The following is a 14158-nucleotide window of genomic DNA, read 5'->3' on the forward strand; positions in this document are numbered from 1 at the left end:
CCCAGACCTGCCCCGGAGGCCCCTTGACGACCGACCACGCCGACCACCACGCGCCCGTCGCGTACCTGGTGAGCCAGTACCCGCTGATCTCGCACACGTTCATCGAGCGCGAGATCGAGGGCCTGCGCGCTCTGGGCACGCCCGTGCACACCTTCAGCATCCGCGAGCCCGGTGACCTGATGAGCGACGCCATGCGCGCCGAGGCCGGGCGCACCACCGTCCTCCAGGACTCGTGGGGCGAGATCGCCCGGGCCTCCGCGCGCGCGTTCGCCGGCCATCCGGCGGCCGGGTTCGCCAGCCTGCGCAGGGCGCTGTCCACAGGGGAGGCCCGCCCGCGGAGCCGCGTGTGGCAGGCCTTCTACGTGGCCGAGGCACTGCGCCTGCTGGCGGAGCTGGAGCGTCTCGGTGTGCGACACGTCCACGCCCACTTCGCCAACAACGGCGCGGACGTCGCCCGGGCGGCGATCGCCCACGCGCGCTCGGTCGACCCGGACGGCGGCTGGCGCTGGTCGTTCACGATGCACGGCCCGACAGAGTTCGAGGCCGTCGAACGGTTCGACCTCGCCGGCAAGGTGGCCTCGGCCGACCGCGTGGCCTGCATCTCGGACTTCACGCGGAGCCAGCTGATGCGCCTCAGCGACCCCGCGGACTGGACGAAGCTCGAGGTCGTCCACATGAGCGTGGACACCGACCGTTTCGTGCCCCCGCCGGACGCCCGGGCGCAGGGGGACGCGCTGCGCATCCTCGACGTCGGGCGTCTGGTGCCGGAGAAGGGTGCCCCCGTCCTGCTGGACGCGGTGTCGCTGCTCGTCGAGCGGGGTGTCCCGGTCGAGGTCCGGCTCGTGGGCAGCGGCGACCTGGGCGAGGACCTGGCGCGCACGATCACGTCCCGCGGGCTGTCGGACGTGGTGACGCTCGTCGGCCCGGTCGGCCAGGACGAGATCCTCTCGGAGTACCACTGGGCCGACGTGTTCTGCCTGCCCAGCTTCCAGGAGGGCCTGCCCGTGGTGCTCATGGAGGCGATGGCGACGTGCCTGCCGGTGGTGACCAGCACGATCAACGGGATCCCCGAACTGGTGCGCGACGGCGCCAACGGCTACCTGCTGCCGCCGGGTCGCGCCGACCTGCTCGCCGATGCCCTCGAACGGCTCGCTGCCGACCCCGCGCTCCGGGCGTCCCTGGGCGAGCGGGCGCGCGCGGACGTGGTCGCCGGCTTCTCCCTCGAGCACTGCGCAAAGGCCCAGCAGGACTTCCTCGGCCACGTCGCGCCCCGTCCGGCCGGGTCGCGCCGGGCGTCGTGAACGGCGCGACCGGGCTGCCCCGGACGCCGATCAGCCGCCGGGGCCTCCTGTCCGCCGGCGCGGGCCTGACGGCGGCCGTCGCCCTCGCCGCCTGCACGCCGGCTGCCGAGCCGCCCGCCTCCGGCGGGCCCCGGCAGCCCGCGGCCCGGATCGACCCCGGGCCGGTGTACCGAGCCAGCGACGGGTTCCTCTACGCCCCCGACGGCAGCCTGTTCACCCCGGTGGGCGCGAACGTCGGCACCACCGGCACCTTCGACTGGAAGGGCGACAGCCGGGGGCACGCGGCCGACGCGGTGGCCTGGGGGTGGAACACCGTGCGGCTGAACCTCATGGTGACCGCCGCGCACTCCTGGTCCTTCGTCGCCCAGCGCGGCACGGAGGACCTGCTGGCCCTCGTCGACCAGGTGGTGCAGGAGTACACCGATGCCGGCATCGTGGTCATCCTCTCCGCACACGACGACCCGCGCGCGGAGGGCGTCGACAGGCGGGCCACCGAGGCCGGCCTGGCCGCCTGGTGGACGCAGGCCGCGACCCGTTTCGCCGGCAACCCCCGCGTCTGGTACGGCCTGCTCAACGAGCCCGACTACACCAACGACGAGTGGGTCGCCCTCATGGACGGGCTCGCCGCGGCGGTCCGCGGCACCGGCAACACCAGCCCGGTACTGCTCGGGGCGTCGTGCTGGGGCCAGGACGTGGCCGGCACCCGCCCCTACTTCGCCGACGCCCGATTCGGGTACGAGGCGACCATGGCCCCGGCCATCGCCGCGCGTCACGAGAACGTCATATTCGAGCAGCACAATTACGGTGCGTACGGCCTCTACGCGTCGCAGGAGAAGTGGGGCGCGTACCTCGAAAAGGTGCGCGACGCGGGGCTCACGCCCCTGATTGGCGAGTTCGGCTACACGGTGGCGAAGAAGGATTCACCCGATATCTACGACGCCAATTACGACGCTGCCCAGGCGGTATTCGAGCTCGCGGCCGAACGCCATGTCGGGGCACTGTGGTGGCACGGGACGCACGGGGACAATTACTCGGTGATGGCCGACGGCGGCCCGTTCTGGAAGGGCCGCGACGGCGCCGGGCTGTCCGACGGCGGCCGGCGTCTGTGGCAGTTCGGGCACGGGGAACGATGACCGTCCACCCCGCGCCAGGGCCTCAGCCCGGACGCCGCTCGCCCACCTGGCGAGCCGGCGAGCCGGCCATGATCGCGTTCTCCGGGACGTCGCCACGCACCACCGAGTTCGCCGCGATCACGGCCCCGGAGGCGATCCTCGCTCCCGCGACGATGATCGAGTTCGAGGCGATCCAGACGTCGTCGCCGATCTCCACGCCGCTCCCGACCCACTCCTGGTCGACGATCGGCGTGCCCAGGCGGGTGCCGTGGTTGGTGCCGACGATGGTCACGCCCTGGCCGAGGAGGCACCGGGCACCGATGGTGATCGGGGCCCCGGCGGTGCGCAGGTTCGCGAACTCGCCGATGAACGTCCCCTCGCCGACCTCCAGCCGCGAGCCGCTCAGCCCGCCGCCGTCGAGCAGCACGATCACGCTGGGCCCGAAGATCGACACCCCGTCGGCGAGCACCAGGCGAGAGACGTCTCCGGTGATCCGCACGTCCGAACTGACCAGCGCATTCGGAAAGGTCATGCGCAATTGCGCCCGGGACCATTGCGCCCGGACGCCGACCTGCACATCGCGTGCAATCGACTTCGCCAGCGCGAGAATTCTTCGGGGAACGTCAGCCACCGTCCAAATGCTACCAGCGTTGAACGATCGCGCGGCGATGCCGAAATGTGGACGATTTGACCACGCCCCTCCGTCCGTGGAGATACTGGAACAGACAAGACAGGCAGTTTTCGTCATCGCGCGCGCAATCACGCTGCGCGATCGCGCCACCGTCGCGACGGTCCGCCGGACGGACGGACGGTCCCACCTCCACTCCAGGACCACAGGACTGCCGACAGCGGCACCGGCTCGCGCCGGACAGGGGATGCCCGCGCAAGGAAAGAGGGGGATGCACCGATGAGTACGACGACGGACTACCGCGAGGACGAGCCGTTCACGGTCCAGGCGGCCGGCCCGCTGACCGCGTGGCGCCGGCACTGGGTGCTCGGCGTCGTCGCGGCGCTGCTCGGCGCCGCGCTGGGCGTCGGCGCAGCCTTCGTCCTCCCCGTCACCTACACGGCGGAGGCCCGCGTGGCCGTGGGCTCGGGCGACCTCACCTCCGGCGCGATCGCCGGGTTCCCGGTGGCCGCGTCCCAGCTCGCGTCGAACTACGCCCGCTACGTGAACAACCGCGGCGTGGCCGGCACCGACGTGCCGGAGGGCGTCACGCTGTCGGCCTCGCAGATCCCGGAGTCGAACGTGATCCGGGTCGAGGCCGAGTCGGCCGACCCGGAGGCCGCCCGCGAGGCGGCCAACTCGGCAGCGCAGCAGCTCATCGACGCGGTCAACGACAGCGGACGCACGTCCGCGGACGAGGTGGCGGCCGAGTTCGCGAAGGCTGCGAACGAGGACGCGGCCGCGCAGACGGCCCTGAACGCGGCCCAGCACGACCTCGACGAGCTCCTCGGCAGGGACAACCCCTCGAAGTCCGCGGTGAAGGACGCCCGGGACGCCGTCACCGAGGCCGCGGCGAAGGCCGCGGAAACGGGGATGCGCTCGGCGGCCCTCAAGCAGCGCTACACGAACCTGGTCGCCGGGTCCTCGACCGCGGCGAACCTGCTCCTGGTGCGCACGGCCGAAGAGCTCGACTCGAACCGGACCAGCATGCTGGCCCGCCTCGGGCTGGCCGGGCTCGCCGCGGGGGCCGCGCTCGGGCTGGTGCTCTCGGTCGTCATCGAGCGCAGGCGCGCCCGCAGCGCCGGCGGCACCCGCGCGGCGCGCACCGCGGACGCGCCCGGCACCACCGGGGCGTGAACCCAGTGGCCGCCATGACGGCCGCCCGGCCGCGGGCGGGAGCCGGCGAGCCCGGCGCGGCGCCGGCCGAGCCGCTGTACGTGTGGCTCTTCCTCGCCGCACTGGCGTTCACGGTCTTCTCCGGCCACACCGGCCTGATGGGCCTGCCGCTGTCACCCGACCGCCCGCTCCTCGCGTTCGCCGTGCTGCTGCTCCTGCTCGACCCGGAGCGCGAGCGGCTGCGCTGGCGCTCGTTCTACGTCGTCGCGGCCGTGACGATCCTGTGGACAACCCTGTCCTGGGTCTCCAGCGGCGCGCTGACCGACTCGCTGAAGTTCTTCGCGCTGTTCGACAGGGTGGCGATGCCGCTGGCGATGTTCCCGCTGGGGGCGCTGATCTTCGCCACCGAGCACCGGCGTGAGCTCCTGCTGCGCACCGTGGCCCTGCTGGGGATCTACCTCGGCTTCACCGGGCTGTTCGAGTACCTCAGGATCGGCGCCCTGGTGTGGCCCGGGTACATCATGGCGAACCCCGGCACCAGCACGGAGATCCGCGCGGGCGGCCCGTGGCTCTTCCCCGAGCCCCTCGGCCTGGTCGCGAACCTCGCCGTGTTCGCCTCCGGGCTCCTGGTGCGCACCACGAAGAGCCTCCTGTGGCGCGTGGTCGGCGTCCTCGGGCTGGTCGGCGGGCTCGTCGCGTCGCTGGTGTCGATGGTGCGCTCGGTCTGGCTGGCCCTGATCGTCGCCGGCCTCGTGCTCGGCCTGATGGTCCCCCGCCTGCGGCGGTGGCTCCCCCTGCTTCTCGTCGCTTCTGCGGTCCTCATCGCCGCGGTGCTGGTGCTCTCGCCGGAGTTCCGCGACGTCCTCGTGGCCCGGATCACCACCGAGCGGTCGGTGTACGACCGGCAGAACACCAACGAGGCCGCGCTGCGCATCGTCGCCCAGCTCCCGCTCTTCGGGATCGGCTGGGGCGAGTTCGTGAACCAGAGCCTGCTGTGGGTGCGCCAGGCGGACACCTACCCGATGACCACGGTGAACATCGAGGTCCACAACGTCTTCCTCTCGCGCGCGGCGGAGACCGGCATCCTCGGCGCGCTGCTGTGGGCACTCTGCTTCGCCACCGGGCCGCTCCTCGGCCTGCTGTCGACGCCGCGGACGGCGTCCGCACGCCACTGGAAGTTGTTGGGGCTGGCGGCCTTCTTCGTCTGGTTCCTCCCCTCCCTGTCCAGCCCCAACCCCTACACGACGCCGAACTACCTGTTCTGGCTGGTCTGGGGGATCGCCGCACGCGGCATCCTCGTTGACCTGCCGCCGGCTCCCGCCGTCCCCGCAGGCGCCGGCGAGGCAGCGGACGACGCGGACCTCAGGCCCCGAACCCCCGCCTGATCGCGGCCCACGGCCGCAGGACGCCGACCTCGCGCACGAACTGGGCCGGACGCCGCGCCGCGCGCAGCACCCGGCGCCCGTGCCCGACGGCGCCGGACACGTTCGCCCCGCTGCCGATGCGGTAGACCGCGCCCGGGAAGCCGAGCGGCTCCAGGCCGAACAGCCCGTGCCAGCGCTTGTGGGAGCCCAGCGTCTGCTTGATCCACTCCAGGTTCGCCGGGTCGGCGGGATCGGCGGGGATCCGCAGCAGGTCGGCACGCACGAGCAGGCTCGTGCCGCACAGGTCGTTGAAGCCTGTGGGCAGGAGCGCCGCGAGCGGGCCGCCGTCCCACTGGTAGCCGGCATCCACGAACCAGCCGGGCGCATCCGGGGACGCCGCCACGGTCGCGGCGAGCCGGGAGGAGACGAGGTCGTCGTAGTCGACCACCATCACGTGGCCCTGCGGCCGTGCGACCGCCAGGGCGTGGGCGAGCCGGAGCCCCTTGTCGACGAGAATCGCGTCCCACCGCTGCGGCCCCTGCTCCGGGGGCAACGGACGGTAGGGCAGGTCCACCTCCACCACCTGGACGCCGTCGGGGAGCGGTGGCAGCGGGGTGCCGGGCGAGGCCCCGATCACCACCCGCGGGCGGGGGCCCTGCTGCGCGAACAGCGACCGCAGCGTGATCGCCATCAGCTCCTTCACCGCGTCCCAGTCCTCGACGCCGCGTGGGTCGCGCACGGGGATCGCGAAGGTCAGGCTGCCGTCTCCCATGTTCACCATTCTCCCGGGAGCCCGAGCGGTCGCCGGGGGCTTCCGCATGCTGGGGGCGTCGCCGCATCGCGCGGGAACTCCCTTGTCCCGGGCCGGTCTGAACTGTTCACCATGTGGAGTACTCCCTGAGAGCGGGTTCACCAATTTCTCATCAATGACTTAGCATTGAAGGGCCGGAGCGGTGGCCGGTCCCCGGCTCCCCCTACCCGCTCCAGAACGGAACCTCCCATGAACCACCTCAGGCGAGCCGCCGTCGGCGTGCTCGGCGCGGCGGCGCTCCTGGTGCCCCTGAGCGTCCCCGCCTCCGCGGCGACGCTCTCCGGCACGGACTCCCGCGCCGTCCCCTCGCGCATCCTCTCCAGCGCGTCGCCGTTCTACCAGAAGCTCCCGGGCTCCACGCCCGCCGCCGCCAACTCGGCGGCCCTGGTGAGCAGCCTGAACGCGCAGGCCCACGCGTTCTACGGCACCGCCACCGACGCGAACGTCTCGGTGAACACCGTGAAGTACACCCCGCCGATGTACGTCTCGCGCAACACCGACCCGCTGTACGACGTGACGGCGTGGAACTGCCAGGCCTCCACGTCGCTGTACGCGAACCTCCTCAACGAGAAGCTCCAGGACGTCCGCATTCCCGCCGACGCGCTGCCCGACCCGTCCGACGACGGCAGCATGGCGGTCTACAACCGCGACACCGGCGACCTCGTGGAGCTGTGGAAGGCCCGCAAGGTCAACGGGAAGTGGCAGGCCTGCTGGGGCGGCCGGCTCAGCGCCGCGGGCAGCTCCCTCGGCGTGTACGAGGGCACGTTCGGCTCCTCGGCCAGCGGCATGGCGATGTGGCCGACGACGATCCGGGCGTCCGAGCTCGCGCAGGGACGCATCGACCACGTGATCGGACTGTCCATCCCGTTCACGAAGGCGGGGACGGTGTCGTGGCCGGCCGTCCGGACCGACGGCTGGAAGACCGGGAACGAGCTGGCCATCGGCCAGATGCTGCGGCTGCCGGCGAGCCTCGACCTGGACGCGGTGAAGCTCTCGCCGCTGGCCCGCACGATCGCCAGGGCCGCCCAGGAGTACGGCATCATCATCACCGACACCGGCGGCTCGGTCGCCTTCTCCGCGGAGAACGCCGTGGGCCTGGCCACGAACCCCTACCCCGGCCTCTTCCGCAACCGGTGGTCCTTCCAGGAGATGATGGCCAACAAGGCCCTGGGCGAATCCGCTTTCCCGCTCGACAAGCTGGTGGCCCTTCCCCTCAACTACAAGGTGCCGGTCACGGCACCCGCGCCCACTCCCTCGCCGACCACGACGACACCGTCCACTCCGCCCGCGACCACGCCAGCGGCCGACTACGCGGCCACGGTGAAGGCGGCGAAGCCGTCCCTGTACTGGCGGCTGGACTCCACCGGCTCGACCGTCGCGGACGCGAGCGGGAACGGCGTGGGTGGCCGGATGACGACGGTCTACCGTCCCGCACCCGGCGCGATCGCGGGCAACACGGCGGTCGCCACCTACGGCAACGACCGCTCGCTGGTCCACGCGGACGCCAGGTCCGCCTCGGGCGCCGCCTACACCGTCCAGGTCTGGTTCAAGGCCAACGGCATCGGCAAGGGCGGCAAGCTCGTCGGCTTCGAGGAGGCCCAGACGGCCTTCGGCTCGCGCTCGGACCGGTCGCTGTACATGCTGAACGACGGGCGCCTGGCGTTCGGCACGATGCCCGGCTCTGCGAAGGCCATCACGAGCACACGCCGCTACAACGACGGCGCCTGGCACATGGCGACGGTCACCCAGTCCAGTGGCGGCACCGTGCTGTACGTCGACGCCGTGCGCGTGGCGACCGGCACTGCGACCGGCGCCGCGGCCTACAGCGGCTACTGGCGGCTCGGCGGCGGCAACCTCAAGGCCTGGCCCAACCAGCCGACGAACTCCTACTTCGCCGGCTCGCTGGACGAGTTCGCTGTGTACCCGGCCGCGCTGCCCGCGGCGACGGTCACCGCGCAGTACAAGGCCCGCGGGTAGGACCGCCGGCACGAGGGACGCGCCCGCCCGCCCGGTCACGGGCCGGGCGGGCGTTCCGCGTCAGGCGGGTGCGCCGAGGTACTCGTCCAGCACGCTGAAATGGGCCCCCGCGCGCGCGGCGATCCCCGGGATGTCCACGGCCTCCAGCGAGCTGACGCGTGCGAGGCGCTCGGCGCGGGTCGCGCCGACGAAGTCCGGCAGCGTCCAGCCCAATGACGTGGCGTCCAGGTCGCGCAGCGCGTTGCTGAGCTTGTCGCTGTACTCCACGCAGCAGACCCGCGCGCCGAAGGCCACCCCCAGCACCATCGCGTGGAAACGCGTGGCGACGATCGTCCCCGCGCGACGGAGCACAGCGAGGACGGCGTCGAGGTCACCGTCGTAGAGGTGGGTGGACACCGACCCGCGGGACGCCTCCGGGATGCGTGCCAGCACCCGCGAGATCGCCGCTTCGTCGCCCTCGAGGGGGCAGAAGCTCACCAGCGTGACCGCCTCGCCCCGGGCCACCAGGTCGATGACCAGGTCGGCCATGGCGGCTTCGTACCCGTCGGTCCACGCGCTCAGCCCGGCCCGGTCGCTGAGGTCGATCACCGAGACCACCACCCCTTGCCGGGTCTGGGACGCGGGCGCCGGCGGCACGCAGAACAGCATGTCCGGGGCGAGCCGGACGATGCCCACCGCGCGCAACTGCTCCAGCGAGGCGGCGTCGCGGACCGTCACGTCCCGCGCGAGGGAGAAGATCCGCTCGTAGGTGGCGAGGAACTCGTCGGTCTCCCACGGGCCGAAGTTGCCATTGAGGAAGAACGCCGGCGTCCCGCCCCGCACGAGGTCGCCGTCGAGGGCGGCGTTCCGCCGCCAGTCGCCGCGCTCCATGTACAGCGAGCCGCCCAGGCGCACCACGAGGGGCGAGCGCCGCACCCGCAGCCGGCGGCGCAGGTCGTTCACCCTCACCGGGAGCCGGAGCCTGCGGAGCACCCCGTCCACGTACGGGACCCGCGCGAGCCGGCGCACGTTCGGCAGGCCCGCGAAGGTGGCACCGTCGGTCTTGTCCCCGATGTAGTCGAAGGGGACGTGGGGGTACCGGCGCGCGAGCGTGACGAAGAGCAGGTCGTCGCCGACGTTGCGGTAGTCGTAGAAGTCGACGAACACCGCCCGGCCGCGCCGGCTCACGAGCTCGCCTCCGCCCGGCGTCCCCGCGACAGGAACCGCGCGGCGAACCCGCGCACCCGGCGCCAGCCGATGGTGTGCCCGAGGTAGAGCAGGAGCGCCGGAGCGGCAGCGGCCCCGATCGCGAGCAGCGACAGCGCCCCGAACGGGATGACCGTGCCGACGAGGAAGCGGGCCGTGGCCCAGCTCAGGGCCGTCGCCAGCGCGGACGCCCCGACCACGGACAGCCAGGGGATCTCGCTCCAGGCCGTCGGCAGGTGGTGGGTGGTCCGGTGCGCGGCGAGCCACGTGAGGTAGACCGCCGCGACCACCGCGGCGGCGAGCGTGGCGGCGATGGTGCCGAGCACACCGAAGGTGAGGATCAGCGGCAGCGTGAGGCCGAGGTTGACCACGGTGCTGAGCACGTCGTGGGAGAGGGTGAGCCCCGACCGTCCCAGCCCGTTGAGCCAGAAGCGCTGCACGAGCATCAGCAGGGTCACGCCGTGGGCGAGGAGAACGGCGGCGGCGACCTGCCCCGGCAGGTCCGTGCCCAGGTGCAGCCAGGCGGTCACGCCGAAGCCCGCCGCCGGCACGCCCACCGCGATCCAGCCCGCGACGAACCGCACCCACAGCCTCTGGATCCGGGCGACCTCGGGGGCCGCACCCTCCGGTCCGGAGGCACCCAGGGCCCGCACGATGCTGGTCTCCATGGGCGCGTACGCGTTCATCGGGATCTGCCGCAGCGTTCCCGCGAAGCTGGCGCCCGTGCCGAAGGCGGTCATCTGCGGCGCGGCGAACCGGCCGACGAAGATCGCGTCGCCCTGGGCGGCCACCATGGTGAGCACCCCGGAGACCTGGAGCTTCCAGGCGAACCGGAAGAACTCACCGAGCAGGCTCCTCGGGACGAAGCGCACCGCCTTCCGGTCGAGCCACCGCAGGGCGGCCGGCAGGACGACGAGCGTCGGCATAGCCTGCTGGGCGATGAACGCCAGCCCGACGCCGAACAGCCCGAGCCCGTTGTTGACCGTCCAGATCATCATCGCCGCGTAGGCGAAGAAGCCCAGCAGGTCACCGAGCGCGGTGAGCCGGAACTGGTTGTTGGTGAGCAGCACCTGCGTGAACAGCCCCCGCACCTGGGCCACGCCGACGATGATGATCATCACCCGCAGCAGGAACACCGAGCCGTCGGGGTCCTCCGCCGAACCGGGGAAGAAGGCCATGACGGCCGGCGCGGCGGCGAACAGGGCGCCGCACAGGACGGTGGCCGCCCCGGACACGATGACCAGCAGGGTGACCAGCAGCGACGTGGTGGCTGCGCGGTCGCCGCGGCCGGCGTACATGCCGAAGTAGCGGCGGGCGCTCGGCCCGACCCCTCCGTCCACGCTGCCGACGAACTGCTGGATGACCACGACGAGCAGGAAGATGCCGTAGATGCCCACGCCGAGCCCGTGGATGATGAACGGGGTGAGCGCGAGGTTGAAGACCAGCGGCAGCATCTGCGCGAGCGCCTGCCAGCCGGTACCGCCCAGCAGCCGGCGGACGAGGCCGGTGTCCGGCGTCACCGCGGGGGCCGCGGCCGCAGGGTCGCCGCCCACCGCCTCGGTGGGAACAGTGACCGGCGGGATCGTCGAGGCGGCGGGCTCGGCCCCGGCCGCCCGTCCCCGGCGCGGGCCCTCAGGAGTGGCCGGCACGGCTCACCACCGGTCCTTGAGCCGCTCGCGGAGGGGGAAGCCGGCGGGCAGGGCCTGGAGCACCGGAGCGATCGCGGACGCGGTGAGCGCCTTGGCGCGCACGCCAGGGTAGAGCGGGAAGTCGCGGGCGGCGGTGCGCAGCTGCCGGGCCCCGTCGGTGAAGTGGCCCTCCCGCCACGCGTCGCGCGCCCGGAGGCGCTGCCGGGTGGCCGAGCCGAGGCGGTCCCGCGTGGCGAGCAGTTCCTCTTCCTCGGGGGTGAAGGTGCCCGCGAAGCGCTCGGCGATCACGGCAATCATCGCGTCCTCCGCGTCGAGCATGGCGCCCGCGTCCGACGACTGGCTCTGCCCCTGCTGCCGGTAGAAGGACGCGATCCGCGGCTGGAAGGCCACCCGCCAGCCCGAGAGGATGGCGCGCGCCCAGTACTCCCAGTCCTCCGCGCGGGCGAGGCTCTCGTCGAACAGCCCGATCTCGTCGCGCATCGCGGACGGGAACACCGAGAAGATCGACACGAAGTTGCCCTGGAGGATCGCCAGGCGCTGCCGGTCGCGGCGCACCTCGCCGAACGGGGAGAACCCGTAGTCGCTGAGGCCGTCGTCGGTCATCAGCCGGCTGGCGCAGGTCACCCAGGTGCGCGGCGGGGCCGCCTCCAGCACCGCCAGCGCGTCGGCGAGGTAGTTCGGCAGGAGGACGTCGTCGGAGTCGCACAGCGCGATCACGTCACCGGCCGCATGCCGCAGTCCCGTGTTCCGGGCGGCGTTCGGACCGGCGTTCGCCTGCTGGAGCAGGGTCAGTCGGCTGCCGAACGCGCGGGCGATGTCGGCGGTGTCGTCGGTCGAGCCGTCGTCGACGACGATCAGCTCCACGTCGCGGTGGCTCTGCGTGAGCACGCTGCCAATAGCCACACCAATGCGCGCTCCCGCGTTATAGGTCGGCATGATGACGCTGACTCTCGGCACGATGCTCCCTCGGACTCCGACATGCAGTGGACAATTACCCGGGTCGGCGGATAACGATCGTACCGAGACTCAGGTTGCAGCAATGTTTCGATTTCGTTTCCCGGTTGATTCGTGAAATCACCAGGCGGTGATGCGGGGCTGTCAATGCTGCGCCGCGCGTGCCCGACGCCGGGCACACGCTCGGGCGGGCCCACGTCGGCATCTCCACCATGCGGGCGCGCACAGACGCTTGTCAAATCGCGGGAGTGAGCTCCAGGGGCCCCGCGCGCCGGTTCCCCGGCCCACGACGGGCCCCTGCGGCGCAACGCCAGCCGCGGCAGCCTCCCCCGAAATACAAACGTGCGTAGTGTTACGCATTCGACTGCTGGGCGTGCACATTCTGAGACGATTTTGCGTAATGCGAAGCGGCATGCAACCCTTGTGAATGTCGGGATACGCCGGGGGGATCACGTAGCCGACTCCAGCCAGCCACACATCGGCTGATGACACACATGTCCGAGAACAATCTGGTCAGCGCCGGGGGGTTACATGACCACATTCAGCGCCTATCTCGATGCACTTGCCGACCAGTCGGCAGCACGACGCCCTGCGGGCCAGCATCGCCTGGTCTCGCAGCGCGTCCAGCGGATCCTGCTCGGCGTCGGCGACGCCGTCGTGATCGCCATCGCCACCGTCTTCGCCGTGCTCGCCCGGGGCCTCGTGCCCCTGGACGGCCCGGGCGACGACGACTTCACCACCGCGGTCCTGCTCGCCGCGCCGGCCATGGGCCTGCTGTGGCTCGTGCTGCTCAACTCCGTCGGCGCCTACAAGCTCCGCTACCAGCGCGCCGGTGACACCGAGTACCGCCGCGTCTTCCTCGCGTCCTTCACCACGGCCGGCCTCGTCGGCATCGGCAGCTACCTGCTCAAGGCGGAGTTCCCGCGCGGGCTGTTCGCGCTGCTCTTCACGGTCGGCACCGCGGGCCTCGTGCTGTCCCGCTTCGCCCGCCGCAAGGCCATGAACGCCCTCCACCGCCGCGGAGCCCTGCTGACACCGGTCGTCGTGGCCGGCGGCAGCGGGCACGTGGACGCCGTCGCCAAGGTCCTGCGCCGCGAGACCTGGCTCGGCTACCGGGTGGTGGGCGCCGTGACCAGCGATCGCAGCGACCGGACGCCGGGCGGTCTCCCCGTCCTGGGGTCGACCGCGGAGACCGTCGCGGTGATCGAGGAGCACAACATCGCCACCGTCATCTTCGCCGAGGGCTCCTTCGCCACGCCGGCAGACTTCCGCCGGACGGCGTGGGAGCTGGAGGAGCACGAGATCCACATGATCGTCGTGCCGGCCCTCACCGAGGTCAGCTCGCAGCGGGTGGACGTCCGGCCGGTCGCCGGCCTGCCGCTGGTGGACGTCGACCGCCCGCAGGCTGTCGAGGCCGCCCGGTGGGTCAAGCGGACCTTCGACGTGCTCGGTTCGGCGGTCCTGCTGCTCCTCGCCGCGCCCGTGATGGGCCTGGTCGCGCTGGCCATCAGGCTCGAGGACGGTGGGCCGATCATGTTCCGCCAGCCGCGGGTCGGCCTGCGCGGCGAGGTGTTCGAGTGCCTGAAGTTCCGCAGCATGTGCGTGGACGCCGAGGAGCGGCTGGCCGCCCTCGTGGCCCAGAACGAGGGCGCAGGGCCGCTGTTCAAGATGACCCAGGACCCGCGCATCACCCGCGTCGGGCGGTTCATCCGACGCTTCTCGCTCGACGAGCTGCCCCAGCTGTGGAACGCGTTCCGTGGCGACATGAGCCTCGTCGGCCCGCGTCCCGCACTGCCCAAGGAGGTCGCCGAGTACGATTCGGACGCCCGTCGCCGGCTGGACGTCCGTCCCGGCCTGACCGAGCTCTGGCAGGTCTCCGGGCGGTCGAACCTCTCCTGGGAGGAGACGGTCCGGCTCGACCTCTACTACGTCGACAACTGGTCGATGGTGCAGGACCTGATGATCCTCGCCAAGACCGCCAAGGCCGTCGTCGGATCCTCCGGCGCCTACTGAACGGGACCG

11 protein-coding genes are annotated in these 14158 nt (G+C 72.1%); 6 read left to right on the forward strand and 5 right to left on the reverse strand.

From position 1 onward, the window contains the following. The first annotated feature begins 23 nt into the window (after window positions 1–23). Both ACFQQJ_RS01700 and ACFQQJ_RS01705 read left to right on the forward strand, forming a co-directional pair. The gene (locus ACFQQJ_RS01700) at window positions 24–1301 is read left to right on the forward strand and encodes a glycosyltransferase (RefSeq protein WP_377103424.1); all 1278 of its coding nucleotides are present in this window, start codon (window positions 24–26) and stop codon (window positions 1299–1301) included. Next, window positions 1298–2434, forward strand: a complete 1137-nt coding sequence (locus tag ACFQQJ_RS01705) for a glycoside hydrolase family 5 protein (protein ID WP_377103426.1) — start codon at window positions 1298–1300, stop codon at window positions 2432–2434. Before ACFQQJ_RS01700 ends, ACFQQJ_RS01705 begins: the two co-directional genes overlap by 4 nt. A 22-nt stretch (window positions 2435–2456) precedes the next feature. Here the strand turns inward: ACFQQJ_RS01705 and ACFQQJ_RS01710 are convergent, their stop codons facing one another. Next, the gene (locus ACFQQJ_RS01710) at window positions 2457–2945 is read right to left on the reverse strand and encodes an acyltransferase (RefSeq protein ID WP_377103428.1); all 489 of its coding nucleotides are present in this window, start codon (window positions 2943–2945) and stop codon (window positions 2457–2459) included. A 375-nt stretch (window positions 2946–3320) separates the two neighbouring features. Here ACFQQJ_RS01710 and ACFQQJ_RS01715 point away from each other — a divergent pair, with 375 nt between their 5' ends. Together ACFQQJ_RS01715 and ACFQQJ_RS01720 are read left to right on the forward strand one after the other, a co-directional pair. Next, on the forward strand, window positions 3321–4217 hold the full coding sequence (locus ACFQQJ_RS01715; RefSeq protein WP_377103430.1) for a Wzz/FepE/Etk N-terminal domain-containing protein: 897 nt from the start codon (window positions 3321–3323) through the stop codon (window positions 4215–4217). Then, a complete protein-coding gene (locus tag ACFQQJ_RS01720) occupies window positions 4214–5581 on the forward strand; it encodes an O-antigen ligase family protein (RefSeq protein ID WP_377103432.1) in 1368 nt (455 codons plus the stop codon). The genes ACFQQJ_RS01715 and ACFQQJ_RS01720 overlap by 4 nt, the downstream gene beginning before the upstream one ends. On the opposite strand, the gene ACFQQJ_RS01725 is transcribed toward ACFQQJ_RS01720, so the two are convergent. After that, window positions 5559–6332, reverse strand: coding sequence for a hypothetical protein (locus ACFQQJ_RS01725; protein WP_377103434.1), 774 nt, complete (start codon window positions 6330–6332; stop codon window positions 5559–5561). The two genes, ACFQQJ_RS01720 and ACFQQJ_RS01725, sit on opposite strands and share 23 nt — an antisense overlap. Window positions 6333–6560: 228 nt before the next feature. Between ACFQQJ_RS01725 and ACFQQJ_RS01730 the strand changes: the two genes are divergently transcribed. Beyond that, window positions 6561–8348 carry a LamG-like jellyroll fold domain-containing protein gene (locus ACFQQJ_RS01730; RefSeq protein WP_377103436.1) on the forward strand — a complete coding sequence of 596 codons (1788 nt, stop codon included), beginning with the start codon at window positions 6561–6563 and terminating at the stop codon, window positions 8346–8348. 60 nt (window positions 8349–8408) lie between these two features. Here ACFQQJ_RS01730 and ACFQQJ_RS01735 read toward each other — a convergent pair whose 3' ends face one another. From ACFQQJ_RS01735 to ACFQQJ_RS01745, 3 genes are read right to left on the reverse strand one after another with little or no spacing between them, the layout of a single operon-like run. Then, the gene (locus ACFQQJ_RS01735) at window positions 8409–9515 is read right to left on the reverse strand and encodes a polysaccharide pyruvyl transferase family protein (protein ID WP_377103438.1); all 1107 of its coding nucleotides are present in this window, start codon (window positions 9513–9515) and stop codon (window positions 8409–8411) included. Then, entirely contained in the window at window positions 9512–11182 is a 1671-nt protein-coding gene (locus ACFQQJ_RS01740) for a lipopolysaccharide biosynthesis protein (RefSeq protein ID WP_377103440.1), read from the reverse strand. The genes ACFQQJ_RS01735 and ACFQQJ_RS01740 overlap by 4 nt, the downstream gene beginning before the upstream one ends. Before the next feature lie 3 nt (window positions 11183–11185). Further along, window positions 11186–12139 (reverse strand): glycosyltransferase family 2 protein, encoded by a 954-nt coding sequence (locus ACFQQJ_RS01745; RefSeq protein WP_377103442.1) that lies wholly within the window; start codon window positions 12137–12139, stop codon window positions 11186–11188. A 528-nt stretch (window positions 12140–12667) separates the two neighbouring features. On the opposite strand from ACFQQJ_RS01745, the gene ACFQQJ_RS01750 reads away from it, so the two are divergent. Further along, a complete protein-coding gene (locus tag ACFQQJ_RS01750; protein WP_377103444.1) occupies window positions 12668–14149 on the forward strand; it encodes a sugar transferase in 1482 nt (493 codons plus the stop codon). The last annotated feature ends 9 nt before the right edge of the window (window positions 14150–14158 follow it).

The organism is Propionicimonas sp. T2.31MG-18, assembly GCF_964266745.1.
Lineage (GTDB): Bacteria > Actinomycetota > Actinomycetes > Propionibacteriales > Propionibacteriaceae > Propionicimonas.

What these genes read in the sequence shown, in the direction of transcription:
- ACFQQJ_RS01725 (WP_377103434.1), bottom strand. Translation starts at nt 6,332, where the DNA reads ATGGGAGACGGCAGCCTGACCTTCGCGATCCCCGTGCGCGACCCACGC.
- ACFQQJ_RS01710 (WP_377103428.1), bottom strand. Translation starts at nt 2,945, where the DNA reads ATGACCTTTCCGAATGCGCTGGTCAGTTCGGACGTGCGGATCACCGGA.
- ACFQQJ_RS01715 (WP_377103430.1), top strand. Translation starts at nt 3,321, where the DNA reads ATGAGTACGACGACGGACTACCGCGAGGACGAGCCGTTCACGGTCCAG.
- ACFQQJ_RS01750 (WP_377103444.1), top strand. Translation starts at nt 12,668, where the DNA reads ATGACCACATTCAGCGCCTATCTCGATGCACTTGCCGACCAGTCGGCA.
- ACFQQJ_RS01730 (WP_377103436.1), top strand. Translation starts at nt 6,561, where the DNA reads ATGAACCACCTCAGGCGAGCCGCCGTCGGCGTGCTCGGCGCGGCGGCG.